23 protein-coding genes and 1 tRNA gene are annotated in these 25,288 nt (G+C 53.3%); 14 read left to right on the top strand and 10 right to left on the bottom strand.

The window, feature by feature from the left end; genetic code table 11:
* A complete protein-coding gene (gene mscM / locus ABSH60_RS07575) occupies positions 1–3,369 on the top strand; it encodes a miniconductance mechanosensitive channel MscM (protein WP_390973399.1) in 3,369 nt (1,122 codons plus the stop codon).
* Positions 3,370–3,412: 43 nt separating this feature from the next.
* Here the strand turns inward: mscM and ABSH60_RS07580 are convergent, their stop codons facing one another.
* From ABSH60_RS07580 to epmA, 3 genes are all read right to left on the bottom strand, one after another.
* The gene (locus tag ABSH60_RS07580) at positions 3,413–4,771 is read right to left on the bottom strand and encodes an 8-oxoguanine deaminase (RefSeq protein WP_390973401.1); all 1,359 of its coding nucleotides are present in this window, start codon (positions 4,769–4,771) and stop codon (positions 3,413–3,415) included.
* Between the two features lie 94 nt (positions 4,772–4,865).
* A complete protein-coding gene (locus ABSH60_RS07585; RefSeq protein WP_183850000.1) occupies positions 4,866–6,230 on the bottom strand; it encodes a nucleobase:cation symporter-2 family protein in 1,365 nt (454 codons plus the stop codon).
* Between the two features lie 267 nt (positions 6,231–6,497).
* Positions 6,498–7,475, bottom strand: a complete 978-nt coding sequence (gene epmA, locus ABSH60_RS07590; protein WP_056782496.1) for an elongation factor P--(R)-beta-lysine ligase — start codon at positions 7,473–7,475, stop codon at positions 6,498–6,500.
* Between the two features lie 282 nt (positions 7,476–7,757).
* Between epmA and frdA the strand changes: the two genes are divergently transcribed.
* From frdA to blc, 5 genes are all read left to right on the top strand, one after another.
* Positions 7,758–9,557: a fumarate reductase (quinol) flavoprotein subunit gene (gene frdA, locus ABSH60_RS07595; protein ID WP_122096298.1), complete on the top strand. Its 1,800-nt coding sequence runs from the start codon at positions 7,758–7,760 to the stop codon at positions 9,555–9,557.
* Positions 9,550–10,284, top strand: coding sequence for a succinate dehydrogenase/fumarate reductase iron-sulfur subunit (locus tag ABSH60_RS07600; RefSeq protein WP_390973404.1), 735 nt, complete (start codon positions 9,550–9,552; stop codon positions 10,282–10,284). The genes frdA and ABSH60_RS07600 overlap by 8 nt, the downstream gene beginning before the upstream one ends.
* A gap of 11 nt (positions 10,285–10,295) precedes the next feature.
* Positions 10,296–10,706, top strand: coding sequence for a fumarate reductase subunit FrdC (gene frdC / locus ABSH60_RS07605; RefSeq protein WP_390973406.1), 411 nt, complete (start codon positions 10,296–10,298; stop codon positions 10,704–10,706).
* Positions 10,707–10,715: 9 nt separating this feature from the next.
* The gene (frdD, locus tag ABSH60_RS07610) at positions 10,716–11,075 is read left to right on the top strand and encodes a fumarate reductase subunit FrdD (RefSeq protein ID WP_390973408.1); all 360 of its coding nucleotides are present in this window, start codon (positions 10,716–10,718) and stop codon (positions 11,073–11,075) included.
* A gap of 120 nt (positions 11,076–11,195) precedes the next feature.
* Positions 11,196–11,717, top strand: coding sequence for an outer membrane lipoprotein Blc (blc, locus tag ABSH60_RS07615; RefSeq protein WP_390973410.1), 522 nt, complete (start codon positions 11,196–11,198; stop codon positions 11,715–11,717).
* 77 nt (positions 11,718–11,794) lie between these two features.
* Here blc and ABSH60_RS07620 read toward each other — a convergent pair whose 3' ends face one another.
* The 3 genes from ABSH60_RS07620 to efp all read right to left on the bottom strand — a co-directional run bounded on the left by ABSH60_RS07620 (position 11,795) and on the right by efp (position 12,853).
* Positions 11,795–11,929, bottom strand: coding sequence for an entericidin A/B family lipoprotein (locus ABSH60_RS07620; RefSeq protein ID WP_014333643.1), 135 nt, complete (start codon positions 11,927–11,929; stop codon positions 11,795–11,797).
* Positions 11,930–12,063: 134 nt separating this feature from the next.
* Positions 12,064–12,192, bottom strand: coding sequence for an entericidin A/B family lipoprotein (locus ABSH60_RS07625; RefSeq protein WP_056782525.1), 129 nt, complete (start codon positions 12,190–12,192; stop codon positions 12,064–12,066).
* Between the two features lie 94 nt (positions 12,193–12,286).
* Positions 12,287–12,853 carry an elongation factor P gene (gene efp, locus ABSH60_RS07630; protein ID WP_390973412.1) on the bottom strand — a complete coding sequence of 189 codons (567 nt, stop codon included), beginning with the start codon at positions 12,851–12,853 and terminating at the stop codon, positions 12,287–12,289.
* A gap of 37 nt (positions 12,854–12,890) precedes the next feature.
* Here efp and epmB point away from each other — a divergent pair, with 37 nt between their 5' ends.
* Entirely contained in the window at positions 12,891–13,919 is a 1,029-nt protein-coding gene (gene epmB, locus ABSH60_RS07635; protein ID WP_390973414.1) for an EF-P beta-lysylation protein EpmB, read from the top strand.
* An 80-nt stretch (positions 13,920–13,999) separates the two neighbouring features.
* On the opposite strand, the gene ABSH60_RS07640 is transcribed toward epmB, so the two are convergent.
* From ABSH60_RS07640 to ABSH60_RS07655, 4 genes are all read right to left on the bottom strand, one after another.
* Positions 14,000–14,344 (bottom strand): DUF4156 domain-containing protein, encoded by a 345-nt coding sequence (locus tag ABSH60_RS07640; RefSeq protein WP_122096303.1) that lies wholly within the window; start codon positions 14,342–14,344, stop codon positions 14,000–14,002.
* Between the two features lie 299 nt (positions 14,345–14,643).
* A complete protein-coding gene (gene groL, locus ABSH60_RS07645; protein ID WP_056782504.1) occupies positions 14,644–16,290 on the bottom strand; it encodes a chaperonin GroEL in 1,647 nt (548 codons plus the stop codon).
* Positions 16,291–16,339: 49 nt separating this feature from the next.
* On the bottom strand, positions 16,340–16,633 hold the full coding sequence (locus ABSH60_RS07650) for a co-chaperone GroES (protein WP_009636718.1): 294 nt from the start codon (positions 16,631–16,633) through the stop codon (positions 16,340–16,342).
* A gap of 233 nt (positions 16,634–16,866) precedes the next feature.
* Positions 16,867–17,358 carry an FxsA family protein gene (locus tag ABSH60_RS07655; protein WP_056782505.1) on the bottom strand — a complete coding sequence of 164 codons (492 nt, stop codon included), beginning with the start codon at positions 17,356–17,358 and terminating at the stop codon, positions 16,867–16,869.
* A 374-nt stretch (positions 17,359–17,732) separates the two neighbouring features.
* Here ABSH60_RS07655 and aspA point away from each other — a divergent pair, with 374 nt between their 5' ends.
* The 7 genes from aspA (at position 17,733) to ABSH60_RS07690 (ending at position 25,288) form a co-directional block, all read left to right on the top strand.
* The gene (aspA, locus tag ABSH60_RS07660; RefSeq protein WP_056782506.1) at positions 17,733–19,169 is read left to right on the top strand and encodes an aspartate ammonia-lyase; all 1,437 of its coding nucleotides are present in this window, start codon (positions 17,733–17,735) and stop codon (positions 19,167–19,169) included.
* A 135-nt stretch (positions 19,170–19,304) separates the two neighbouring features.
* Positions 19,305–20,606, top strand: a complete 1,302-nt coding sequence (locus ABSH60_RS07665; protein WP_183849990.1) for an anaerobic C4-dicarboxylate transporter — start codon at positions 19,305–19,307, stop codon at positions 20,604–20,606.
* A 198-nt stretch (positions 20,607–20,804) separates the two neighbouring features.
* Entirely contained in the window at positions 20,805–22,535 is a 1,731-nt protein-coding gene (locus tag ABSH60_RS07670; RefSeq protein WP_390973417.1) for a protein-disulfide reductase DsbD, read from the top strand.
* A 43-nt stretch (positions 22,536–22,578) separates the two neighbouring features.
* Positions 22,579–23,154 carry a transcriptional regulator gene (locus ABSH60_RS07675; protein ID WP_056782509.1) on the top strand — a complete coding sequence of 192 codons (576 nt, stop codon included), beginning with the start codon at positions 22,579–22,581 and terminating at the stop codon, positions 23,152–23,154.
* 129 nt (positions 23,155–23,283) lie between these two features.
* Positions 23,284–23,359, top strand: a tRNA-Phe gene (locus ABSH60_RS07680).
* A 512-nt stretch (positions 23,360–23,871) separates the two neighbouring features.
* On the top strand, positions 23,872–24,744 hold the full coding sequence (locus ABSH60_RS07685) for a winged helix-turn-helix domain-containing protein (protein ID WP_390973419.1): 873 nt from the start codon (positions 23,872–23,874) through the stop codon (positions 24,742–24,744).
* Positions 24,731–25,288 carry a hypothetical protein gene (locus tag ABSH60_RS07690; RefSeq protein WP_390973421.1) on the top strand — a complete coding sequence of 186 codons (558 nt, stop codon included), beginning with the start codon at positions 24,731–24,733 and terminating at the stop codon, positions 25,286–25,288. The genes ABSH60_RS07685 and ABSH60_RS07690 overlap by 14 nt, the downstream gene beginning before the upstream one ends.

Raw genomic sequence — 25,288 nt, forward strand, 5'->3', positions numbered from 1 at the left:
GTGCGCCTGATCCCCGCCTTGCTGATGAGTTTACTGCTGTCTCTGCCGCTCATGGCAGGTGCCGCACCGACTGAAGATCAGCTCAAACAGGAACTGAAACAGGCGGAAGCCAATAAAGAAATGGCCAACCAGGCGCAGGTTGTTGAGGCGCTGCAAAGTGCCCTCAACTGGCTGAATGAGGCGAAAGTCTCTGCCGGGCGCACGGCGGAATATCAAAAAGTCATCGATGACTTTCCTAAACTGACGCAGTCTTTGCGTCAGGAACTGCAAAATCAGCCCGAAAAGCCGCCTGCGATCAGCACAGATGTATCCAGCGCCGAGCTCGACCAGCAAATTCTGCAAATCAGCAGCCAGCAACTGGAAGAAACCCGCCAGCTCCGCCAGGAGCAGGATCGCTCCCGCGATATCAGCGACTCGCTCAGCCAAATCCCGCAGCAACAGTCGGAAGCGCGTAACGCGCTCGGCGACATCGATCAGCGGATCCAGTCAGCCACTGCGGCGGCCACATCGTCCATCCTCGCACAAGCCCAGCTGAGTGCACTGCAGGCCGAATCTGCCGCACGCAAGGCGAAAGTGGATGAGCTTGAACTGGCACAGCTTTCTTCCAATAACCGGCAGGAACTGTCGCGGATGCGCGCCGATCTCTACAAGAAGCGCGCCGATTATCTCGATCAGCAACTGCAGGCTCTGCGCAATACGCTGAACAATCAGCGCCAGCGTGAAGCGGAACAGGCGCTTGAAAAAACCGAGCTGCTGGCAGAACAGAGCGGCGAACTGCCCCACTCCATCAGCCAGCAGTTGCAATCCAACCGTGAACTGTCGCTGGCGTTAAATCAGCAGGCGCAGCGGATGGATTTGATCTCCTCCCAGCAGCGTCAGGCCGCCGCGCAAACGCAGCAGGTGCGTCAGGCGATCAATACCATTCGCGAACAGGCACAGTGGCTGGGCGCATCCAATCTGTTAGGTGAAACGCTGCGGGCGCAGGTTTCCCGTCTGCCGGACATGCCAAAACCGCAACAGCTCGACCGCGATATGGGTCAGTTGCGCGTTCAGCGTCTGCACTATGAAGATTTACTCGATAAGCAGGCGGTTTACCGCCAGGGGCGTCAGGACGACGGCAAACCGCTGACGGCTGCGCAGCAAAAAATTCTCGACGCGCAGCTTCGCACTCAGCGAGATTTGCTCAATTCACTGCTCTCAGGCTGTGATACGCAGATTCTCGAACTGACCAAGCTGAAAGTCGCCAACAGCCAGCTGGTGGAAGCACTGAACGACGTCCATGAGGCCGCGCACCGTTATCTGTTCTGGGTGGCCGACGTCAGCCCGGTCGGGCTTTCCTACCCTGTCATGCTGGCGCATGACGTGAAACGCCTGGTGTCGCTCGACTCCCTGAGCCAGCTCGGCGGCGCATCGATGATGATGGTCACCAGCAAAGAAACCCTGCTGCCGCTTTTTGGCGCACTGATTCTGGTCATTATCAGCATCAGCTCCCGTAAGCACTATTACGCCTTTCTGGCGCGTGCCAGCAGCAAAGTCGGCAAAGTCACGCAGGATCACTTCTCGCTGACAATGCGCACGGTATTCTGGTCGATTCTGGTGGCGATGCCGCTGCCGGTACTGTGGGCGGCTCTGGGCTTCGGGCTACAAAGCGCCTGGCCATATCCGATTGCCGTGGCAATTGGCGATGGGGTTACCGCAACACTGCCGATTCTGTGGGCGTTCATGGTGAGCGCGGCGCTGGCGCATCCGCAGGGGTTGTTTGTCACCCACTTCGGCTGGCCGCAGCGCGCCGTTTCCCGCGCGCTGCGCTACTACGCCTTGTCTATCTGGGTGATAGTGCCGCTGATCATGGCGCTGATTACATTCGATAATCTCAATGACCGCGAATTCTCCAACACCCTGGGCCGTCTGTGCTTCGTCATTCTGTGTCTGGTGGTGGCGCTGGTCACTCACAGCCTGAAACGTGCGGGGATCCCGCTGTACCTTGATAAAAAAGGCAACAGCGAGAACATGCTCAACAATACGCTGTGGTGGATGCTGCTTGGCGCGCCGATAGTCGCGGCACTCGCCTCACTGATGGGCTTTCTCGCCACCTCACAGGCATTACTGGCACGTCTGGAAACCTCGGTCGCCATCTGGTTTGTGCTGCTGGTGATTTATCACATCATCCGCCGCTGGATGCTGATTCAGCGGCGCCGCATTGCCTTTGAACGCGCCAAACAGCGTCGGGCCGAAATGCTTAATCAGCGCGCCCGTGGCGAAGAAGACGCGAATCACGCCAACAGCAGTAACGAAGGTACGGTTGAAATTGAAGAGCCGGTCGTCGATCTGGATGCCATCTCCGCGCAGTCACTTCGTCTGGTACGATCGCTGCTGACGCTTATCGCGCTGATCTCGGTGATCTTCCTGTGGTCGGAGATCCATTCGGCCTTCTCATTCCTGGAAAATATTCATCTCTGGCAGGTGGCGTCCACCGTTCAGGGCGTTGAGAGCATGCAGCCGATCACGCTGGGATCGGTGTTGATCGCGATTTTAGTGCTGATCATCACCACGCAGCTGGTGCGTAATTTACCGGCGCTGCTGGAACTGGCGCTGTTGCAACATCTGGATCTGACGCCGGGCACCGGTTACGCCGTACTGACCATCACCAAATATGTGCTGCTGCTGATCGGCGGGCTGGTGGGCTTCTCGCTCATTGGCATCGAGTGGGCAAAACTGCAATGGTTAGTCGCCGCGCTGGGTGTGGGGCTTGGATTTGGTTTGCAGGAGATTTTCGCCAACTTTATTTCCGGCCTGATCATTTTGTTCGAGAAACCGATCCGTATCGGCGATACCGTGACGATCCGCAACCTGACGGGCAGCATCACTAAGATCAACACCCGTGCCACGACCATTGCCGACTGGGACCGTAAAGAGATTATCGTCCCCAACAAGGCCTTTATCACTGAGCAGTTCATCAACTGGTCGCTGTCGGATTCCGTGACGCGTGTGGTACTGACCGTACCGGCTCCGTCGGAAGCCAACAGTGAAGAAGTGACTGAAATCCTGCTCAACGCCGCGCACCGCTGCTCCCTGGTGCTCGACACGCCGGTGCCGGAAGCCTATCTGGTGGATTTGCAGCAGGGGATCCAGATTTTCGAATTGCGTATGCATGCCGCCGAAATGGCTCACCGTATGCCCCTGCGCCACGAAATTCATCAGCTGATTCTGGCCGGATTCCGCGAGCACGGCATTACGCTGCCCTTCCCGCCATTCCAGGTGCGAATGGAAACATTGCACCGCGCGCAAAATGGCAACAACGCGACCTTTACCAGCAGCAGCGGCAGTGGCCGCAGCGGTACAAGCTCGCGTTCGCCGGGCGATTTATAAACCTAAAAGGGCAGATTTCTCTGCCCTTTTTTACGCCCTGAGTTTACAGATCCGCGATCAGCGCCGCCGCAGCTTTACGGTGTCGTGATATCAGCGATGCCACATCCATATCCACAATCTGGCCGTCGATGACGCGCCATTTTCCGCCGACCATCACGCGATCGGCTTTCTCCGCGCCGCACAGTAACAAGGCGGCAATGGGATCATGGCTGCCGCTGAAACGTAACTCGTCGAGTTTAAACAGCGCCAGATCAGCCTGCTTGCCCACGGCAATTTGTCCGATATCATCACGCCCGATAAGCGTCGCCGAACCCCGCGTCGCCCAGCCCAGCACTCTTTCCGGCGTCACATATTCCGCACCGTATTTCAGCCGTTGCAGATACAGTGCCTGCCGCGCTTCGTACATCAGATTCGAGGCGTCATTTGATGCCGAACCATCAACGCCCAGTCCAATCGGCACGCCTGCGGCCTCCAGGTCACGCGTCGGACACATGCCGGACGCCAGCCGCATATTCGACACCGGGCAATGACAGATGCCGGTGCCCGCCGCGCCGAGACGGCGGATTTCATCGTCGTTAAAGTGAATGCCGTGCGCCAGCCACGTCCGGTCACTCAGCCAGCCGACGCTTTCCAGATAATCCACCGTGCGCAGGCCAAACATCTTCAGGCAGAACGCCTCTTCATCCAGCGTTTCCGCAAGATGCGTGTGTAAGCGGACATCTTCCCGCCGGGCCAGCCGGGCGCTTTCGCGCATGATTTCTGTCGTGACGGAAAAAGGCGAGCACGGCGCCAGCGCAATCTGCATCCATGCTCCTTCACCGCGCTGGTGATAGCGGTCAATCAACCGCTGACTGTCGCGCAAAATGGTTTCGCCCGACTGAACCGTCTGTTCCGGTGGCAGCCCGCCCTGCGCTTCACCAAGGCTCATTGAGCCCCGCGTCAGTAAAGCACGCATGCCCAGCTCCCGGACCACGTCCACCTGCACATCGATGGCTTCTTCCATCCCTTGCGGAAACAAGTAATGGTGATCGGTGGTGGTGGTGCAGCCAGACAGCAACAGTTCGGCCATCGCCACGCGGCTTGCCAGCCCGAGCGTTTCAGGCTGCAAACGCGCCCAGACCGGATACAATTTTTTCAGCCACGGAAATAACGGCACATTGACCACGGGCGCCCAGGCCCGGGTCAGTGTCTGATAAAAATGATGGTGGGTGTTAATCAGGCCCGGTAGCAAAACACTCTCTGAGGCATCAAAAATATGATCCACCGGTTGTGAAGGTGGCTGGCCGGGGGGCAGCAATTCGACGATTTTCGCGCCTTCGATGACAATGCCCCCGCGTGCATCCAGGGTGTTTGAGGTAAAAACAGCCAGCGGATTTTTGATCCACGTGCGTTGCTCTGACATATCTGACGTCCTTTTTTGGTCCGAATGTAACTTCAAAAAGTGAGTCAGCTCAGTTATGCCCTGTCTGCTGATCCAGGGGCGCAGGCGCGGTGTATCAGTGAACTTTCATTTCCTCTGCGAGCACGCTGACGCGTTCAGCGGGCATCAGTAAATTGAGCAGGATGGCGACAACACCGCCGCTGGTGACCGCATGCCCAAAGATGTTGCCGACGATCGGCGGGAATTGCCCCAGCGCTTCGGGTACCGCTTCAATGCCCAGACCGATACCGAATGAAATGGCGATAATCAGCATTTCACGGCGTCCTACCGGCGATTGCGTCATGATGCGGATACCGGCGGCCACCACGCTGCCAAACATCACCAGCGTCGCCCCGCCCAGCACCGGCGCGGGTATTTGCTGCAGAATGCCGCCGATAAACGGAAATAACCCCAGCACAACTAAAACGCCACCGATGTACATGCCGACATAGCGGCTGGCGACGCCGGTCATCTGGATCACGCCGTTATTCTGCGCAAACGTGGTGTTCGGGAATGACGAAAACATCGCCGCAATCATACAACTGACGCCGTCCGCCAGAATTCCACCCTTGAGGCGTTTACGGAAGCTTTCCCCTTCAATCGGCTGCTGCGACAGCATGCAGTTTGCGGTCAGATCCCCAACCGCTTCCAGAATGCTGATAAAGGAAACCAGCGCGATGGGAACGAAGATGATCCAGTCAAACCTGAAGCCGAAGCGGAATAACTGCGGCAGCGCAAACCAGTCCCCCTGTAGCGGTTTCAGTGGCAGATGCCCGCTCAGGTACGCCGCAACGCAGCCCACCACGATGCCTGAAACGATGGAAGACAGACGCACCCAGCGCACGTTGATTCGGTTACAGGCGACGATAACCAGCAGCGTCAGCGCCCCAAGGCCAATATTGACCGGTGCGCCGAAATTCGCCGCGCCGTGTCCGCCAGCCCAGTCAGTAATGCTGACTTTAATCAGGCTGATGCCAATCAGCGCGATAACGGTACCGCTCACCAGCGGGGTGAACACCCGGCGCATCTGACCAATAAAACGGCTGACCAGTAGCGGAATGAAGGCTGCCACGAAGTTCACACCAAATATCATCGCCATAATGTCTTCGGGGGATCCGCCACGGCTTTTCACCAGCAGCCCTCCGGACAAGATCACCCCCAGAAAAGCAAAGCTGGTGCCCTGCAGACAAATCATGCCCGCGCCAACCGACATAAACCGGCGCGCCTGAAGAAAGGTTCCGATACCGGAAGCCAGCAGCGACATGCTGATCAGATAAGGTAAATAGGCGTTCAGCCCGAGAACCGAGCCGATAATCAGCGGCGGAGTGATGATCCCCACCACACTGGCAAGCACGTGCTGAACCGCCGTGAGGAATGCCGGCGCCGGTGCGATACGCTCTTCCAGCCCATAAAGCAGTTCTTTTTCATTGGATTCAGACATAACGGGTTTCCGGGATAATGAGTGATAACCCAGTTATGCATAAAGCAGGCCAGTGACGAAAAAATTTGCCTTAACGTCCTGCAACGCCCGGTTTCTGCGGCCAGCCGAAAAACAGGCGCACTGAAACTTTAAAATCAGTGTTGCGCCATTTGGGTACTTTTGTTTCATGAAATGCGCGGTTAACGGGTTTATGCACAAAAAAAGGGCAAGGGGAAAAGGAAGGGAAGATAAAAAGTCCTGACCGGGCGGTCAGGACTCAAACACTGATCAGGCGCGCGTCACCGGGAACGCCAGCACATCGCTCAGGCTGGTAGCGCCGAGCGCAATCATAATCAGGCGGTCAACGCCCAGCGCCACACCGGAACACTCCGGCATACCGTGCTCTAACGCATCCAGCAGGTTGTTATCGATAGGATGCTGCGGCAGGCCGCGTGCCGCTCGTTTACGGTTGTCCTGTTCGAAACGCTGACGCTGTTCACGCCCATCGGTCAGTTCGCGGAAACCGTTCGCCAGTTCAATGCCTTTGTAATACACCTCGAAACGCTCGGCCACGCGATGATCTTCCGTGCTGATTTCCGCCAGAGAGGCCTGCGTCGCCGGGAAGTGATACACGAACGCGGGCTTGTCGCGGCCTATGTGAGGTTCCACGCCCATGGTGAACAACAGTTGTAATAATGTGTCGCGGTCTTCTTCGGTGTCAGCAATATTCGACAAATCCAGCTTCGCCGCCGCTTCGCGCAGTTCCGCTTTGTCGGCAGACAACGGATCAACATTCAGATGGCGGGTGAACGCCTGCTGGTAGGAGAGCGTTTCTGCACTGTTGCAGTCGAGTACCTGTTGCAGTAAATCATCCACTTCATTCATCAGCCGGTACATGTCATAACGCGGACGGTACCACTCCAGCATCGTGAACTCTGGATTGTGATGAATGCCGGCTTCTTCGTTGCGAAAACTGCGCCCCATCTGATAAATAGGACCGCTGCCCGCCGCCAGTAAGCGTTTCATGTGGTATTCCGGGCTGGTCATCAGATACAGCGTTTTGCCCTCTGCGGCTCCGGGCCCGACGAAACGCGTCTCGAAAGGCACCAGATGAATATCGGTCACCGTGGCCTGGCTCATGGCTGGCGTTTCGACTTCCAGCACGCCGCGATCGGCAAAGAAACGGCGGATCTCAGTGAGGATAGTCGCACGCTTCAACAGATTGGCGATGGAGGCGCTGGGTTGCCAGCTGGCTGTTTCGCTCATGGTGATTTACTCCGAATGCAGAAAAGTCATGCAGTCTACCTGCATCCCTGTGGGCAAACAAATATCTCATTTTGCGAAGCACAACGCAGAGAAAGCCTAAATCCGCGTTCACATCAAATTACCCCTTCTACCCCTTAGGTATACTAATTCCCTTACAAACAATAAGAATATTACCCTCTGGGACAGCGCCTGTATGTCATCAGGGTTCACTAAGCCTTCGATTCCGAAGGCGTTTCGCGGGTGTTTCAAACCCGATCTTTTTGATGATAGTGGAGGAATGCAGTGCAAACCTTTAACGCCGATATTGCAATTATAGGTGCAGGTGGGGCGGGTTTACGCGCAGCAATAGCCGCAGCGGAAGCCAATCCTGACCTGAACATCGCATTGATTTCGAAAGTGTACCCAATGCGCAGCCATACTGTCGCCGCCGAAGGCGGTTCTGCCGCGGTGACGCAGGATCATGACAGTTTTGATTTGCACTTCCAGGATACCGTTTCCGGCGGCGACTGGCTGTGTGAACAAGATGTGGTGGATCATTTCGTTCATCAGTGTCCGACAGAAATGGCTCAGCTGGAAATCTGGGGCTGCCCGTGGAGCCGCAAAGAAGATGGCTCGGTCAACGTCCGTCGTTTTGGCGGCATGAAGATCGAACGCACCTGGTTTGCCGCCGATAAAACCGGCTTCCACATGCTTCATACCCTGTTCCAGACCTCCCTGAAATACCCACAAATCAAACGTTTCGACGAGCATTTCGTCCTTGATATTCTGGTCGATGACGGTCAGGTACGCGGCGTGGTCGCCATCAATATGATGGAAGGTACCCGCGTGCAGATCCGCGCTAACGCGGTTGTCATGGCGACCGGTGGCGCAGGCCGTGTTTACCGTTACAACACCAACGGCGGTATCGTGACCGGCGATGGTATGGGTATGGCATTCCGTCACGGTGTGCCGCTGCGTGATATGGAATTCGTGCAATATCACCCTACCGGTCTGCCGGGCTCCGGCATCCTGATGACTGAAGGCTGTCGTGGTGAAGGCGGTATTCTGGTGAACAAAGACGGCTACCGTTATCTGCAGGATTACGGCATGGGGCCGGAAACACCGCTGGGCGAGCCGAAAAATAAATACATGGAACTCGGCCCTCGCGACAAAGTGTCGCAGGCGTTCTGGCACGAATGGCGCGCCGGACGCACCATCGAAACCCCACGCGGCGACGTGGTTTATCTGGATTTGCGCCATCTTGGCGAGAAAAAATTACGCGAACGTCTGCCGTTTATCTGCGAGCTGGCAAAAGCCTACGTCGGCGTTGACCCGATCACGGATCCGATCCCGGTACGCCCTACCGCCCACTACACCATGGGCGGCATCGAAACTGACGCACAGTGCGAAACCCGGATTAAAGGCCTGTTTGCCGTCGGCGAATGTTCTTCCGTCGGCTTGCACGGCGCTAACCGTTTAGGTTCCAACTCACTGGCAGAACTGGTGGTCTTCGGACGCATGGCCGGTGAACAGGCCGCGTTGCGCGCTGCGCAGGCCACAGACTTTGGCAATACCGCCGCGCTGGATGCTCAGGTGCGTGATATTGAAAATCGCCTGTCAGCGCTGATGCAGCAGGAAGGGGATGAAAACTGGGCGACTCTCCGTGATGAAATGGGTCTGGCGATGGAAGAAGGGTGCGGGATTTACCGTACAACTGAGCTTATGCAGAAAACCATCGACAAGCTGGCAGAACTGAAAGAGCGCTTTAAACGGGTCAAAATCCACGACACTTCCAGCGTCTTCAACACCGATCTGCTGTACACCATTGAGCTTGGCCACGGCCTGGAAGTGGCCGAATGTATGGCGCACTCCGCCATCAACCGTCGTGAATCTCGCGGGGCGCATCAGCGTCTGGATGAAGGCTGCACCGAGCGCGATGACGTCAATTTCCTTAAGCACACCCTGGCATTTTATCAGCCTGATTCCTCGCCGCGTCTGGAATACGGGGACGTGAAAATCACCACGCTGCCGCCAGCCAAACGCGTTTACGGTAGTGCAGGCGACACTCAGGATAAAAAAGATAAGGAGCAATCCCGTGGCTAAAATGCACAGCCTGAAGGTTGAAATCATGCGCTATAACCCGGAGACGGACAGCGCGCCGCATCCGGTGGTGTATGACGTCCCTTTCGATGAGACAACCTCCGTTCTCGATGCCCTCGGTTATATCAAAGATCATCTTGCGCCAGACCTTTCGTACCGCTGGTCATGCCGCATGGCAATTTGTGGCTCCTGCGGCATGATGATCAATCACGTGCCCAAACTGGCCTGTAAAACCTTCCTGCGTGAATACCCGCAAGGGATGCAGATTGAAGCGCTGGGCAACTTCCCGGTGGAACGCGATTTGGTGGTCGATATGACTCACTTTATCGAAAGCCTCGAAGCCATTAAGCCTTACATCATCGGTAATTCACGTACCGTCGATCAGGGGCCGGGGAATCAGACACCGGCGCAGATGGAGAAATATCATCAGTTCTCCGGCTGTATCAACTGCGGTTTGTGTTATGCCGCCTGCCCGCAGTTCGGGTTAAATCCGGAGTTCATCGGCCCGGCCGCCATCACGCTGGCACACCGTTACAACCTCGATAACCGCGACCAGGGTAAAGCGCAGCGTATGCCGCAGCTTAACAGTCAAAACGGTGTCTGGAGCTGCACGTTTGTCGGGTATTGCTCCGAAGTCTGTCCAAAGCACGTAGACCCTGCCGCCGCCATTCAGCAAGGCAAAGTCGAAAGCGCTAAAGACTTCATGATCGCGAGGCTCAGACCGCAATGAGGGAGGAAAATATGACGACTCAAAGTACGGGCAGCAAGCGCAAACCCTACGTGCGTGAGATGAAAGCCAGCTGGTGGAAAAGCCTGCCTTTCTATCGTTTTTATATGCTGCGCGAAGGCACGTCGGTTCCGGCCGTCTGGTTCAGCCTTTTGCTGCTGGCTGGGGTTTTCTCGCTACGTAACGGGCCTGAAAGCTGGGCGGGTTTTGTGGATTTTTTGCAAAATCCGGTGGTTATGTTGATCAACCTGATCGTCCTGCTGGCGGCGCTGCTGCACACCAAAACCTGGTTCGAGCTGGCGCCTAAAGCCTCCATCGTGATTATCAAAGACAGGAAGATGGGGCCGGAGCCGGTGATTGCCGGTTTTTGGGGCGTGACCGTGGTTGTGACGCTGGTGATCATTGCCATCGCGCTGTTTCTTTGAGGAGGCGAAATGAAAAATACTCTGCCTAAACGTTCAGATGAACCGGTATTCTGGGGGCTGTTTGGCGCCGGGGGTATGTGGAGCGCAATCTTCGCGCCGGTGATGATTTTGCTGGTGTGCTTCCTGCTGCCGCTGGGTTTCTTTCCCGGTGAAGCACTGAGCTACCCGCGCATACTGGCTTTCGCACAAAGCTGGATCGGCCGTCTGTTCCTGTTGCTGATGATCGTGCTGCCTTTGTGGTGCGGTCTGCACAGGATCCATCACGCCATGCATGACCTGAAGATCCACGTTCCCGCCGGGAAATGGGTGTTCTACGGTCTGGCGTCGATCTTAACCATTGTCACCCTTATCGTATTGATCCGTCTCTGATCCCTGACGATCTGACCTCACAGCGGCCTGCTCTCTGGCCGCTGATTTTTCCTCTCTGTTCTTTTCCTTTTTTCTCAAATGTTACCTACACTTAGATGCTTACCTAAGGAAGGAATATTTATGCGTATTTGGTCAAAACTGGGTGTCATCGTCACGGCACTGCTCTCTGTCGCCTGCAGCGTTACCCCACCGAAAGATGTCAAAGTCGTCAATAATTTCGAACTCAACCGTTATCTCGGCACCTGGTATGAAGTTGCCAGACTGGATCACAGTTTTGAGAGCGGGCTTGAACGCGTTACCGCGAACTACAGCCTGCGCGATGATGGCGGCGTTAAAGTCATTAACCGTGGATTTAATCCAAAGAAAAACAAATGGCAGGAAAGTGAAGGGAAAGGATACTTCACCGGATCGACAGCGCGTGCCGCGCTCAAGGTTTCTTTCTTCGGTCCGTTTTATGGCGGTTATAACGTCATCGAGCTGGATAAAGACTACCGCTACGCGCTGGTCTGCGGCCCGGACAAGAGCTATCTGTGGATCCTTTCACGCACCCCAACGCTGGATGACAGCGTGAAACAGCAATTGGTGAAAACCGCGCAACAATACGGCTTCGACACCAGCAAGCTGGTGTGGGTCAAACCGTAAGTTTTTCGCCCTTCAGAAACAACACTGCCTGCATCAATGTGCAGGCAGACTTCAGTTTACTTCAGGTCGTTCAGCCGCTATTGCGCGCTTTTCTGAATCGCTTGCCCGCCGGCAGACACATCTTCACCCACGCCACGCGTGGTATTGCAGGCGGTTAACGCAGAAGACAGAACAAGAACAGATAAGATAGCGAGGATACTTTTCTTCAGCATATAAATTTCCTTCCTATAGGAGAATGTAAAGTACAACCCTTTAAGTGTAGTTAACTTTTAGGAAATGCAGGAAATCAGGAAGGCTTTTAAGAAAATTGGAAAAAAGAAATGGAAGGTTAACAAGGCTGAAGGGATCAGCCTGCGCGTGAAATTGCCCCACCCAGATGCTGGATGTCTTCACCAAAACCATGAACCGTGTTGCAGCCGGATAACGAAGCCAGCGCCATCACTGAAACCACGATAAGCATCATCTTTTTCAACATGATCAATAACATCCGATTCAATTCGTTGAGGCAGGAAAGCTGCAACAGGCGTTCACCTGTAGCAGCTCTCATCCGGCAAAATAAGCAGGGAAACTTATTTAACGCGGGAAACGTATTCGCCAGAACGGGTGTCACAACGAACAATTTCACCGATCTGTACGAACAATGGCACTTTAACCACGGCACCGGTGCTCAGGGTCGCAGGCTTGCCGCCAGTACCCGCTGTATCACCTTTCAGGCCTGGATCAGTATCCACCACTTCTGCTTCGATGAAGTTTGGTGGCTGTACCGCGATAGGACGACCATCCCACAGAGTGACGATACATTCTGCATTGTCTTGCAGCCATTTAGACGCTTCAGACACGGTTTTTGCTTCAACGCCGTGTTGTTCGAAAGTCTCTGGGTGCATGAAATGGTAGAACTCACCGTCGTTGTAGAGGTAAGTCATGTTGGTATCTACCACGTCCGCGCCTTCGCAGGAGTCAGTAGATTTGAAGGTTTTTTCTACACGTGAACCGGTCAGCAGACGACGCATTTTCACGCGTGCGAAAGCCTGACCTTTGCCCGGTTTTACGAACACACTGTCTTCGATAGCGTAAGGCTCGCTTTCGAACATGATTTTAAGACCCGGACGGAAATCGTTGCTAGAATAAGTCGCCATGATGGCCCTCTAATTTTAAACTGGTATTAGCCAAAAAATGGCAAACATTGTAACCCTAAATACGCCATTTAGAGAAGATTGGTTGTATCAACTCGGCGATGTTATTACAGACCCGGATGAACTGCTTACTCTTCTGGCACTTAACGATAATGCAGAGCTGCAAAAAGGGCGTGAAGCCCGTCGTTTGTTCCCGCTACGAGTGCCCCGCGCTTTTTTGGCACGAATGAAACCGGGCGATCCGCAGGATCCTTTATTGCTTCAGGTATTAACCGCCCGCGAAGAGTTTATCGCCGCGCCGGGGTTTACCACTGACCCGCTTGATGAACAACGCAGCGTTGTTCCGGGTCTGTTGCACAAATATAGCAATCGGGCCCTGCTACTGGTGAAAGGCGGCTGCGCGGTGAACTGCCGCTACTGTTTCCGCCGTCATTTTCCGTATCAGGACAACCAGGGGAATAAAGCCAACTGGGTTCAGGCGCTGGATTATATCCGTACATGCCCCGAACTCGATGAAATTATTTTCTCTGGCGGCGATCCGCTGATGGCAAAGGATCACGAACTCGACTGGTTGATCGGCGAACTGGAAGGGATCACGCACATTAAACGTCTGCGCATTCATACCCGTTTACCGGTCGTGATCCCAGCTCGCATTACCGATGCTTTCTGTCAGCGTCTTGAACAATCGCGTTTGCAGGTGCTGATGGTGACGCACATCAATCACGCCAACGAGATTGATGATGCGTTGCGCGCCAGTATGGCTAAGCTGAAAAAGCACGGCGTGACCCTGCTCAATCAAAGCGTATTACTGCGTGATGTGAATGATTCCGCTGAGGTGCTGGCCGCGCTGAGCAATGCGCTGTTCGACGCCGGTATTTTGCCTTACTACATCCACGTGCTGGATAAAGTCCAGGGCGCAGCACATTTCATGGTGAGCGACGACGAAGCGCGCGTCATTATGAAAGGGCTGATGAGTCAGGTGTCGGGTTATATGGTGCCGAAACTGACACGTGAAATTGGCGGCGAGCCAAGCAAAACGATTCTGGATTTACGTCTGAAGCAGTCCTGACGACGACCAGAGAATGCAAAAAGGGATGCCCGATGGCATCCCTTTATTATTTCTAGGCGATCATAACGCGCAAGGCGCGATTATGGGCACTTATAAACCTGGCCGACCATTTTGCTGTCAACGGGTGCAAAGCTGGACAGGAAGTTCTGAGACGGGCTGTTAGCACCATAAATGGTGTTGCCGCCCATGGCTGCTGCTTTGTTACGCAGGTCGTTGGCTGCACCACGCATGGAGCTGCCGTCACCACCGGTACCTGAGAACCAGTTGCTTTGGGCACCGGTTACCTGGCCGATCAGCTGACATTCAGCGCCTGGCTTATCGTCGGTGAATTTCACCTGCTGGCCTGCAGCATCCAGTTGATGAGTGGTACTGCACCCGGCAAGCAGCGCGATAGCTGACAGGCCCAGTAACATTTTAATCCGCATCACTTTCCCCATTTGTTTTTGTAATCACATAAAGCCTATCAGAAAACACCTGGCTCTCTTAGGCATCCGTTGCCACGCATACCCAAGTTCGCGCTATCGGTAAAAATCCGAAAACCACGCAGAAACGAGTCTACACGTTAAAGGCCGGCGACAATGAGAGTTATCTTACTGAACCTGACAAAAAAGGGTCAAATAAAAAAACCCGGCCTTTTCAGACCGGGTTTCTTCAGCAGGTTAATCAGTAAACAAAAACGTCTGCTGATTTCGCCTGCCTGCGGATGAGCGCAGGGGGATGATGATTACATCATGCCGCCCATGCCGCCCATTCCACCCATACCGCCAGCGCCGCCCATATCGACTTTATCGTCTTTAGGCAGGTCGGTGATCATGCACTCAGTGGTGATCATCAGGCCAGCTACAGAAGACGCGTACTGCAGAGCAGAACGGGTCACTTTAGTTGGATCCAGGATACCCATTGCGATCATGTCGCCGTATTCTTCGGTATAAGCGTTGTAGCCGAAGCTGCCTTCGCCTGCTTTCACTTTGTTAGCGATGACAGAAGCTTCTTCGCCTGCGTTGACAACGATCTGACGCAGTGGAGATTCCATTGCGCGCAGAGCAACGCGGATACCCACGTTCTGGTCTTCGTTATCGCCTTTCAGGCCAGCCAGGGTGTGAGCAACGCGGATCAGCGCAACACCACCACCGGCAACCACGCCTTCTTCAACAGCAGCACGGGTTGCGTGCAGCGCATCTTCAACGCGGGCTTTCTTCTCTTTCATTTCAACTTCAGTCGCTGCGCCAACTTTCAGAACAGCTACGCCGCCTGCCAGTTTAGCCACACGCTCTTGCAGTTTTTCGCGATCGTAATCAGAGGTCGCTTCTTCGATCTGCTGACGGATCTGAGAAACACGGCCCTGAATGGTCGCTTCTTCGCCAACACCGTCGATGATGATGGTGGTGTCTTTATTGATCACAACACGCTTAGCCTGACCCATGTCTTCCAGCGTCGCTTTTTCCAGCTCCAGACCGATCTCTTCAGAGATAACGGTACCGCCAGTCAGAGTTGCGATGTCCTGCAGCATAGCTTTACGACGGTCGCCGAAGCCTGGTGCTTTAACCGCAGCCACTTTCACGATGCCACGCATGGTGTTCACTACCAGAGTCGCCAGGGCTTCGCCTTCAACGTCTTCAGCAATGATCAGCAGTGGTTTACCGGCTTTCGCAACGGCTTCCAGAACTGGCAGCATTTCGCGGATGTTAGAAATCTTTTTGTCAGCCAGCAGAATGAACGGGCTTTCCAGTTCGATTGAACCGGTTTCTGGTTTGTTGATGAAGTACGGAGACAGGTAACCGCGGTCGAACTGCATACCTTCAACAACGTCCAACTCGTCTTGCAGACCGGTGCCTTCTTCAACAGTGATGACGCCTTCTTTGCCGACTTTTTCCATCGCTTCAGCGATCAGTTTACCGACGGTTTCATCGGAGTTAGCAGAGATGGTACCCACCTGGGCAATGGCTTTAGAGTCAGAGCAAGGTACAGACAGTTTTTTCAGTTCTTCAACGGCGTGAATCACAGCTTTGTCGATACCGCGCTTCAGGTCCATCGGGTTCATGCCCGCAGCCACAGCTTTCAGGCCTTCGGTGATGATGGCTTGTGCCAGAACAGTTGCGGTAGTGGTACCGTCACCTGCTGCATCGTTCGCTTTGGACGCCACTTCTTTCACCATCTGTGCACCCATGTTCTCGAACTTGTCTTCCAGTTCGATTTCACGTGCAACGGACACGCCGTCTTTAGTGATGGTTGGTGCGCCGAAAGATTTGTCCAAAACCACGTTGCGGCCTTTAGGGCCCAGGGTCACTTTTACTGCATCAGCAAGGATGTTTACGCCACGCAACATTTTTACGCGTGCGTCATTACCGAATTTAACTTCTTTAGCTGCCATTGTTAATTTCCCTTCAATTCGTTCAGTTCAGAAAAAAGTGGGTCGAGGATCAGGCTTCTACGATTGCCAGGATGTCGCTCTCAGACATAATCAACACTTCTTCATTGTCGATTTTCTCAGCTTTCACGCCGTAGCCGTCGTTGAAAATGACGATATCGCCAACTTTCACGTCCAGCGCTTTCACTTCACCGTTTTCCAGAATGCGACCATGGCCGACAGCCAGGATTTCACCGCGGGTAGATTTACCTGCAGCGGAGCCAGTCAACACGATGCCGCCAGCGGATTTAGATTCTACTTCTTTACGCTTGACGATAACGCGGTCATGCAATGGACGAATTTTCATTGATAACTCTCCTGTGAGCGGGTCTAACTCAATTTTAGGGTTGAATGCCCGGCAGAACACTGCCCGGCCTCGTGGTTTGTTTAATGGGGGCGATACATCGCCCTTCAAGGGGAAGAAGAGAAAAAAATTTCCCTTTTTCTTTCACATTCCTGCCATTAAGTCCGGCAAAAAATGCCCTTCCCCCCTGTTTTTCCTAGTCAAAAACAATTTTTTAACAATCAAGGCCACAGAGATTAGCGATCGCGGTGCTCTGTGTCGTCATCTTTTTTTAAAGAAACCAGACGCTCCGGCGTTTCATCAGTGCGCTTGAATTCGCCGTCAAAGGTATTCCCCGTTGGCGCGCTGTTACCCCAGTTGCCGCCAGAGCGGACGATATTCAGATGAGGCATCAGTTTCAGCGTCAGGCGTTTCTGGATCGGAGGCAGTAAAAGCAGCAAACCGAGGAAATCCGTAAAGAACCCGGGCACCAGCAGCAGAAAACCTGCAATCACCAGTGACACGCTTTTCACCATTTCCGCCGCCGGACTTTCGCCCACGGCCAGTTTTTGCTGTAACTGCATAAACGTTTTCATACCCTGGTTTTTCACCAGAGAGACACCCACGCAAGAGGTGAACACCACCAGCAGCAGCGTGGTAGCAACGCCGACGATTGCAGCCACCTTGATAAATAAGGTGATCTCAATGTAAGCCAGCAGAAATAATACGATTAACGGTAACCAGCGCACCGCGTTCTCCTTGTAATAAGGTTGCGGAAATTCTCAGAGAGAACATTCCGCAACCATGAATGAGGGCCCGCTCACGAACTTTGCCATCAAAGGCAGACAGGCTGACTACACTGAGATGGTGCTCCATCCCAATGATTTCAAGCGCCAGACCTGATTTAATTGAGCAACTAAATGATTTGTGAGAATTCTCACAGATACAAAAATAGATGCACAACAATAGGGCAGGATAGTGATCTTAGTACGTGCAATTCGTTTGAAGCAGCATATGATCGCCTTCGTTGCCAAAACAACGGTTGATCGTTTTAAATTTACCACGGTAAGTAACATAATTTTAAACATCGCATAACGCGTTTAGTACCGAAGAGAAGGTTCTCATGTCAAACACCATTCGTATCGAGGAAGACCTGCTGGGCACGCGCGAAGTCCCTGCAGACGCTTATTACGGCATTCATACCCTGCGGGCGATTGAAAACTTCTATATCAGCAACACCAAGATCAGCGATGTACCTGAATTTGTCCGTGGCATGGTAATGGTGAAAAAAGCGGCCGCTCTGGCAAACAAAGAGCTGCGCACAATTCCACGTCACATTGCCGACATCATTATTCAGGCGTGTGACGAAGTGCTTGATAAAGGTAAATGCATGGACCAGTTCCCTATCGACGTCTATCAGGGCGGCGCGGGAACCTCGGTAAATATGAACACGAATGAAGTGCTGGCGAACATCGGTCTGGAACTGATGGGACACCAGAAAGGCGATTATCAGTTCCTCAATCCCAACGATCATCTCAACAAATGCCAGTCCACTAACGATGCTTATCCGACCGGTTTTCGTATCGCCGTGTATGCCTCATTGCTGAAACTGGTCGATGCCATTTCCCAACTCGGCGACGGCTTCGAGCGTAAAGCGAAAGAGTTCGAGAACGTCATCAAAATGGGCCGTACCCAGTTACAGGATGCGGTACCGATGACGCTCGGTCAGGAATTCCACGCATTCAACGTGCTGCTGAAAGAAGAAACCCGCAACCTGATCCGCACCGGCGAGTTACTGCTGGAAGTGAACCTCGGTGCGACGGCCATCGGCACACGCCTGAATACGCCGGAAGGGTATCAGCAACTTGCCGTGGAGAAACTGGCGGAAGTCAGCAATCTGCCGTGCGTTCCGGCCGAAGACCTGATCGAAGCGACGTCTGACTGTGGCGCCTACGTCATGGTTCACAGCTCCCTGAAACGGCTGGCAGTGAAGCTTTCCAAAATCTGTAACGACCTGCGCCTGCTCTCTTCCGGCCCGCGCGCTGGCCTGAACGAAATCAACCTGCCAGAACTTCAGGCCGGTTCTTCAATCATGCCCGCCAAGGTCAACCCGGTGATCCCGGAAGTCGTGAATCAGGTGTGCTTTAAAGTCATCGGTAACGACGTCTGCGTCACCATGGCGGCAGAAGCCGGTCAGCTTCAGCTGAACGTAATGGAACCGGTGATCGGCCAGGCGATGTTTGAGTCAGTTCATATTCTGACTAACGCCTGTTACAATCTGTTGGAAAAATGCATCAACGGCATTACCGCAAATAAAGAAGTGTGTGAATTTTACGTATTCAACTCTATCGGCATCGTCACCTATCTCAACCCGTTCATCGGCCACCACAATGGCGATATTGTCGGGAAGATTTGTGCAGAAACCGGCAAGAGTGTCAGGGAAGTGGTGCTTGAGCGCGGCCTGCTGACAGAAGCAGAGCTGGACGATATTTTCTCTATAGAAAATCTTAAACACCCGGCTTATAAAGCGAAACGCTACACGGATGAAAATGAACAGTAACAGGCTCCATCACTGACCTTTTAAAGGCTCGTTGTTCTGCGGAACAGCGGGCCTTTTTACTTTGTATGACACAACAATTACATAACAAATAATTATCAATTCCTTAAGGAATACGGGAAAAATGGACGGACAACCATGTTAATCATCGAACTCATTATTGTACTGTTGGCGATCTTTCTCGGGGCGCGATTAGGCGGCATCGGGATTGGTTTCGCGGGTGGACTCGGCGTACTGGTGCTCGCCATGATCGGCGTAAAACCGGGCTCAATCCCCTTCGACGTCATCTCCATCATTATGGCTGTTATCGCCGCCATCTCGACCATGCAGGTCGCAGGCGGCATGGATTATCTGGTTCAGCAAACCGAGAAGCTGCTGCGCCGCAACCCGAAACACATCACTCTGCTCGCCCCCATCGTCACCTACTTCCTGACCATCCTCGCAGGAACAGGCAACATTTCCCTCTCGGCGTTACCGGTAATTTCTGAAGTCGCCAAAGAGCAAGGCATCAAGCCTTCACGTCCTTTATCCACCGCGGTCGTGGCAGCGCAAATTGCGATCACGGCGTCGCCTATTTCAGCGGCGGTGGTGTATATGTCATCGGTGATGGAAGACCATGGCGTCAGCTATCTGCATTTGCTGATGGTGATGATCCCTTCGACGCTGGCGGCCGTTATCGTGATGTCTCTGATGGTCACCTGGTGTTTTGACTCCAAACTGTCTAACGATCCGGTCTATCTGAAGCGTTACGAAGAAGGGCTGGTGACGCTGCGTGGCGACAGCATTGTCGAAATCAAACCACGGGCAAAACTCTCTGTGATGTTGTTCCTGCTCGGTGTTTTATCCGTGGTCGGTTATGCGGTGATTAACAGTCCGAGCCTCGGGCTGGTCGCCACACCGCTGATGACCACCACCAGCGCGATTCTGATCATCATGCTCAGCGTGGCGACATTAATCACCCTGCTGTGCCGGGTTGATACCGATTCGATCCTGACTTCCGGCACGTTTAAAGCGGGCATGAGCGCCTGTATTTGTATCCTCGGCGTGGCGTGGTTGGGCGATACCTTCGTGCAGGCGAATCTTGGCTGGATCAAAGAAACAGCAGGCAGCATTATTCAGGCACACCCGTGGCTGCTGGCTGTGATTTTCTTCTTCAGTTCTGCGTTGCTCTATTCTCAGGCGGCGACCACCAAAGCCCTGCTGCCGATGGCACTGGCGCTGAGCGTGTCTCCGCTGACTGCCGTCGGATCGTTTGCAGCCGTTTCTGGCCTGTTTATTTTGCCGACCTACCCGACGCTCGTCGCGGCCGTGCAGATGGATGACACCGGCACCACCCGCATCGGGCGCTTCGTGTTCAACCATCCGTTCTTTATTCCAGGCACTGTGGGCGTCTTCCTGTCGGTGCTGTTCGCATTTGGCCTCGGCAGCGTTATCCTCTGACCTTACGCGGGGGCTCCGGCCCCCGTCATCCGCTCCCTTTCTGATATTTGTAAAATACCCGCAAGACTTTCTGCTCAACGATGGCGCGGGGTATACTCATTACTCCTAATCGCGCCACGGCATGAAGCCGTCCGCATCTTCTGTCGAATCACCCAGCGGCTGAGTGTCTGCGCCGCGACAAAGAGACTTGAATTCCGCATGGATCACCGCATTTTTCGTATTTTTTTCCTGCTCTGCAGCCTGTGCATCGCGCCGCTGCAGGCTCAGGCATCATTATTCAGTCAGCCCGCAGCACCGCAGTTTGTGCCCGTGGATCAGGCGTTCAGCTTTGACTTCCAGCAGCAAGGTCACGACCTCAAGCTGAACTGGCAAATCCGTGACGGGTATTATTTATACCGCAGCAAAATTGAGCTGGAACCGAAGAACGCCGATCTCGCTGCGTTCTTCCTGCCGAAAGGGCGTGAGCATCACGATGAGTTTTTCGGTGACAGCGAAGTCTATGAAAAGGCTCTGCACATCACCGTCCCTTTGCGACAGGCCAGCGCCGACGCCACGGTGCGCGTGACCTATCAGGGCTGTGCCGCTGCAGGATTTTGTTATCCGCCGGAAACCCGCGAAGTGCCGGTCAGCGAGGTGACAGACGCGCCACCCGCCAGCCCGCCGGTGATCGACGCAGCGCCTGTCGTCGCCACGCCCGCGCCGCACAGCACACCACTGCCGTTCTCGCCGCTGTGGGCGTTGTTGATTGGCATCGGCATTGCTTTTACACCTTGCGTATTACCGATGTATCCGCTGATCTCCGGCATTATTCTTGGCCGACAGCGTCCTCACAGCATGAAGCGAATTTTCATGCTGTCGCTGATTTACGTTCAGGGCATGGCGCTGACCTACACGTTGCTCGGCATGGCAGTGGCCGCTGCCGGTCTGCAATTCCAGGCCGCATTACAAAGTCCGTGGGTGCTGATTGTGCTGTCGGTGATGTTCATCGCGCTGGCACTGTCGATGTTTGGCACCTTCAGCCTGCAACTTCCTTCTTCATTACAGACCCGGCTGGCGTTGTGGAGTAATGAACAAAAAGGCGGCTCGCTGCCCGGCGTCTTTATTATGGGTGCGCTGGCCGGGCTGATTTGTTCACCCTGCACCACCGCGCCGCTGAGCGCCATTTTGTTGTATATCGCCCAGAGCGGTAATCTTCTGGCCGGTGCTGGCACGTTGTATCTGTATGCGCTGGGCATGGGCATCCCGCTGATTATCGTGACCCTGTTTGGCAACAAACTGCTGCCACGCAGCGGCCCCTGGATGAATAACGTCAAAGAAGGCTTTGGTTTTGTGATTCTGGCGCTGCCCGTCTTCCTGCTTGAGCGTGTGGTCGGTGATGTGTGGGGGCTGCGTTTATGGAGCCTGCTCGGCATCGCGTTCTTTGGCTGGGCCTTTGTGCTTTGCCTGAAAAGCCAGCGCGGCGTGTTCCGGGTCCTGCAACTGGTCTTCCTCGCGGCCGCGCTGGTGGTCAGCCGTCCGTTACAGGATTGGGCTTTTGCCCCCGCCGCAAGCAGTACCGCGCCACAACACGCACTGAGTTTTCAGAAGATCCACAACGTGGATGAACTCAATGCGGCTCTTCAGAGTGCTCAGGGCAAACGCGTGATGCTGGATTTGTATGCGGACTGGTGCGTCGCCTGCAAAGAGTTTGAAAAATATACGTTCTCTGCGCCAGACGTGCAGCATGAACTGGCGAATACCTTACTGCTTCAGGCAGATGTCACCAAAAATTCGCCGGAACAAAAGGCGTTGCTTAAACGCCTGGAAGTGCTGGGATTGCCTACGATTTTATTCTTCGGCCCTGATGGCAGAGAACTGCCGCAATCCAGGGTTACCGGATTTATGAATGCAGCGGAATTCACCGCGCATTTGCAGAAAGCCCGTCATTAAACGACACTGGTTTTTGAATGACGCGAATTGCGAGGAGGCAAACGTGCTACGCGAACAAGTTCTTGATCAAACCTTAAATATCCTGGAACAACGTGGCCTTGCAACCATGTCACTGGAATACGTCGCTGAAAGGGTCGATGTTCCGCTCAATGAGTTACGCCGTTTCTGGCCAGATGCGGAAGCGTTGCTCTACGACAGCCTGCGCTATCACGGTGAACAAATTGACGTCTGGCGCCGCCAGCTGATGCTGGACGAGTCTCTCAGCGCATCGCAGAAGTTACTGGCCCGTTATAAAGTGCTGGATGAGCAAGTTCGTCAGCAGCGCTATCCGGGATGCCTGTTTATCGCTGCCTGCACGCTTTTTCCTGACAGCGATATGCCAATTCATCAGTTAGCACAGCAACAGAAACTGGCTTCCTATGAGTACACGCTGTCGCTGCTGCAAGAGATGGGCTCCGATGATGCCGAGATGGTGGCCCAGCAGATGGAGCTGATCCTGGAGGGTTGCCTGAGCAAACTGCTGGTCAAACGTCAGTTGAACGACGTGGAAGTCGCCCGCAGGCTGGCAGAAGACGTTTTGAATATTGCACGTTGTCGAGAACATGGCGCACTTTCCTGATTTTCTGATCGGCAAAACAGGGAATTTGATAGTTTTTGAATGAAAAGCCAGCAAACAAACGCGTTTTATGTGTTTTAGATGACAAAGCCGTTGACGGCACATGCCCAATACGGTTTAATGCGCCCCGTTGCCCGGATAGCTCAGTCGGTAGAGCAAGGGATTGAAAATCCCTGTGTCCTTGGTTCGATTCCGAGTCCGGGCACCATATTTAAAGAAACCCGCCTATGGCGGGTTTTTTGCTTTCTGAGATGCGGACTCTCCATCGAACTCCGTTCGATTATTCGTCTCATGCCCTGCGGGGGTCAGCGCAAGCGTTGCGCGCCTTTGTCCGGGTCCGGGCACCCTGTTTAAAGAAACCCGCCTATGGCGGGTTTTTTGCTTTCTGAGGTTTATGGCATTTTCTCTGCGTAACAACACCATATCCCCCCGTCATGCCCTCTCCCTGGTCCTGATAAATCACGCACTACTAAAATTCCGTACGTGATTTATAGCTTTTATCACAATATCGTCCCGCCAAAAAAATATGTTATGTCGTTAAGACTTATCTCAGGTCACGTGTAAACTATTCGGACACAATTCTATTTCATTAATAGAACGGGTTTATACTGGCTGGCCGTACTCACGGTATATAAAGGCAAATGACAACAGCATAATGGCACTTAATTACCTGATGCAGTGAAAATTCAGGATATTCAAGACAGGGAGAAAGGGATGCATATGATTTATCTGATTGAAAATCAAATAGTCTTTAATCCGGAGGATAACTCACTTTCATTACTGAGCGACGCTGAAAGTAACATCACGGTATCCAATCCTGCGAGGAGAATATTATCCCTGTTAATTGAGCAACAGGGTACCGTTGTACAGCGTGAAACATTCTTTAAAAAAGTATGGGATGACTATGGTTTGACAGCCAGTAATAATAACCTCAATCATTGCATCAGCAAATTACGTAAAGTGATTTCCACACTGGGTTATGTCGATGAATTCATCGTCACTGTGCCTAAGGTCGGTTTTATCATCAAAAAAGAAACGACTATTACGCTGCAGTCGGGGCTGGGCCTGCCGCAGGAAAAAGACACTTTACTGCCGGAGGAAGCGTTCAGTGCACCTGAACCCCCTGTCGCCATGCATGAAACGGCACCTTCAGAACCTGAAACATCAGAAGTTCAGGAGCCAACATTCGCGGTCATGCATAAAGAACATCGTAAAATATACTTAATTATCAGTATGATTACGTTGTTCACTCTGACAACCTGGGGGCTGTATGTTTTACACAGCGTGATGATTGATCCTAAAGCCAAGCTGTTGGTAGCTAACATCGGTGCCTGTGAACTCTACTCTACCGCACCAGTTTCCGGCGCCAGAAAGGCGGAGTTCCTCCAACTGGCACAAACCTTTATGATGAAACAAAAAATCCTCTGCTCTCCCGGAAATATTTTCATATTTCAAAGTGAGCAATTCATTACGCCTGTTGATACAGGATCAGTTCGTGACTTTATGGCGCAGTGCAGCACTAATGAATCGCATAACATCAACATTTGTATCAGCTATTATGCAAATGACAGGACAACGCATGATCAGTTTTAAAAAATGGCCATCGCCCGGTCTGCAGAACATTCTGCTTACATTATTACTGGTTGGGATATTGCCTGGCATAGTTATATACGGCAATTCATTGAAGAATGATAAAGCCGCCTTTCCTGTCAACACCTCCTGCCGGGGAAATATGATTGTTGACGCCCTTTATGATGATCAACGGGCACGGATGACGACATCCTTCTACTTTAGTTTTCTCGACAATAATAAAATTTTGATCTCTCTCAGCGGGACGGGGTATTTGTATGATCGCAGCGGTAAGGTGATTGAGCGAAAAACGATCCTGAGGAATATTTATTATCGTTATGTGCATGAGAGTAAATACACTAACACCTACTCACTTACCAGTACCCAAATAAATACCGACAGCGTTGATAATATGGACTGGAGGATGTCCTCACTTTTATTGATGAACAGTTTTTTTATGGCGGGCCAGACTGACACGCTGGTGCTCAAGAAATACGATGACAACACCATGTTGATCGAGAGCAACCAGTCACCGCTGACCATGTGCGTGTTTAAAAACGATCTCTGA

Origin of the sequence: Rahnella sp. R3(2024) (assembly GCF_042920125.1) — a bacterium.
GTDB lineage: Bacteria > Pseudomonadota > Gammaproteobacteria > Enterobacterales > Enterobacteriaceae > Rahnella > Rahnella rivi.

Bases quoted from the DNA above. Each gene is read 5' to 3' on its own strand.
- ABSH60_RS07580 (WP_390973401.1), bottom strand. From the start codon at position 4,771: ATGTCAGAGCAACGCACGTGGATCAAAAATCCGCTGGCTGTTTTTACC.
- ABSH60_RS07585 (WP_183850000.1), bottom strand. From the start codon at position 6,230: ATGTCTGAATCCAATGAAAAAGAACTGCTTTATGGGCTGGAAGAGCGT.
- epmA (WP_056782496.1), bottom strand. From the start codon at position 7,475: ATGAGCGAAACAGCCAGCTGGCAACCCAGCGCCTCCATCGCCAATCTG.
- frdC (WP_390973406.1), top strand. From the start codon at position 10,296: ATGACGACTCAAAGTACGGGCAGCAAGCGCAAACCCTACGTGCGTGAG.
- frdD (WP_390973408.1), top strand. From the start codon at position 10,716: ATGAAAAATACTCTGCCTAAACGTTCAGATGAACCGGTATTCTGGGGG.
- blc (WP_390973410.1), top strand. From the start codon at position 11,196: ATGCGTATTTGGTCAAAACTGGGTGTCATCGTCACGGCACTGCTCTCT.
- ABSH60_RS07620 (WP_014333643.1), bottom strand. From the start codon at position 11,929: ATGCTGAAGAAAAGTATCCTCGCTATCTTATCTGTTCTTGTTCTGTCT.
- ABSH60_RS07625 (WP_056782525.1), bottom strand. From the start codon at position 12,192: ATGTTGAAAAAGATGATGCTTATCGTGGTTTCAGTGATGGCGCTGGCT.
- efp (WP_390973412.1), bottom strand. From the start codon at position 12,853: ATGGCGACTTATTCTAGCAACGATTTCCGTCCGGGTCTTAAAATCATG.
- epmB (WP_390973414.1), top strand. From the start codon at position 12,891: ATGGCAAACATTGTAACCCTAAATACGCCATTTAGAGAAGATTGGTTG.
- ABSH60_RS07640 (WP_122096303.1), bottom strand. From the start codon at position 14,344: ATGCGGATTAAAATGTTACTGGGCCTGTCAGCTATCGCGCTGCTTGCC.
- groL (WP_056782504.1), bottom strand. From the start codon at position 16,290: ATGGCAGCTAAAGAAGTTAAATTCGGTAATGACGCACGCGTAAAAATG.
- ABSH60_RS07650 (WP_009636718.1), bottom strand. From the start codon at position 16,633: ATGAAAATTCGTCCATTGCATGACCGCGTTATCGTCAAGCGTAAAGAA.
- aspA (WP_056782506.1), top strand. From the start codon at position 17,733: ATGTCAAACACCATTCGTATCGAGGAAGACCTGCTGGGCACGCGCGAA.
- ABSH60_RS07665 (WP_183849990.1), top strand. From the start codon at position 19,305: ATGTTAATCATCGAACTCATTATTGTACTGTTGGCGATCTTTCTCGGG.
- ABSH60_RS07670 (WP_390973417.1), top strand. From the start codon at position 20,805: ATGGATCACCGCATTTTTCGTATTTTTTTCCTGCTCTGCAGCCTGTGC.
- ABSH60_RS07685 (WP_390973419.1), top strand. From the start codon at position 23,872: ATGATTTATCTGATTGAAAATCAAATAGTCTTTAATCCGGAGGATAAC.
- ABSH60_RS07690 (WP_390973421.1), top strand. From the start codon at position 24,731: ATGATCAGTTTTAAAAAATGGCCATCGCCCGGTCTGCAGAACATTCTG.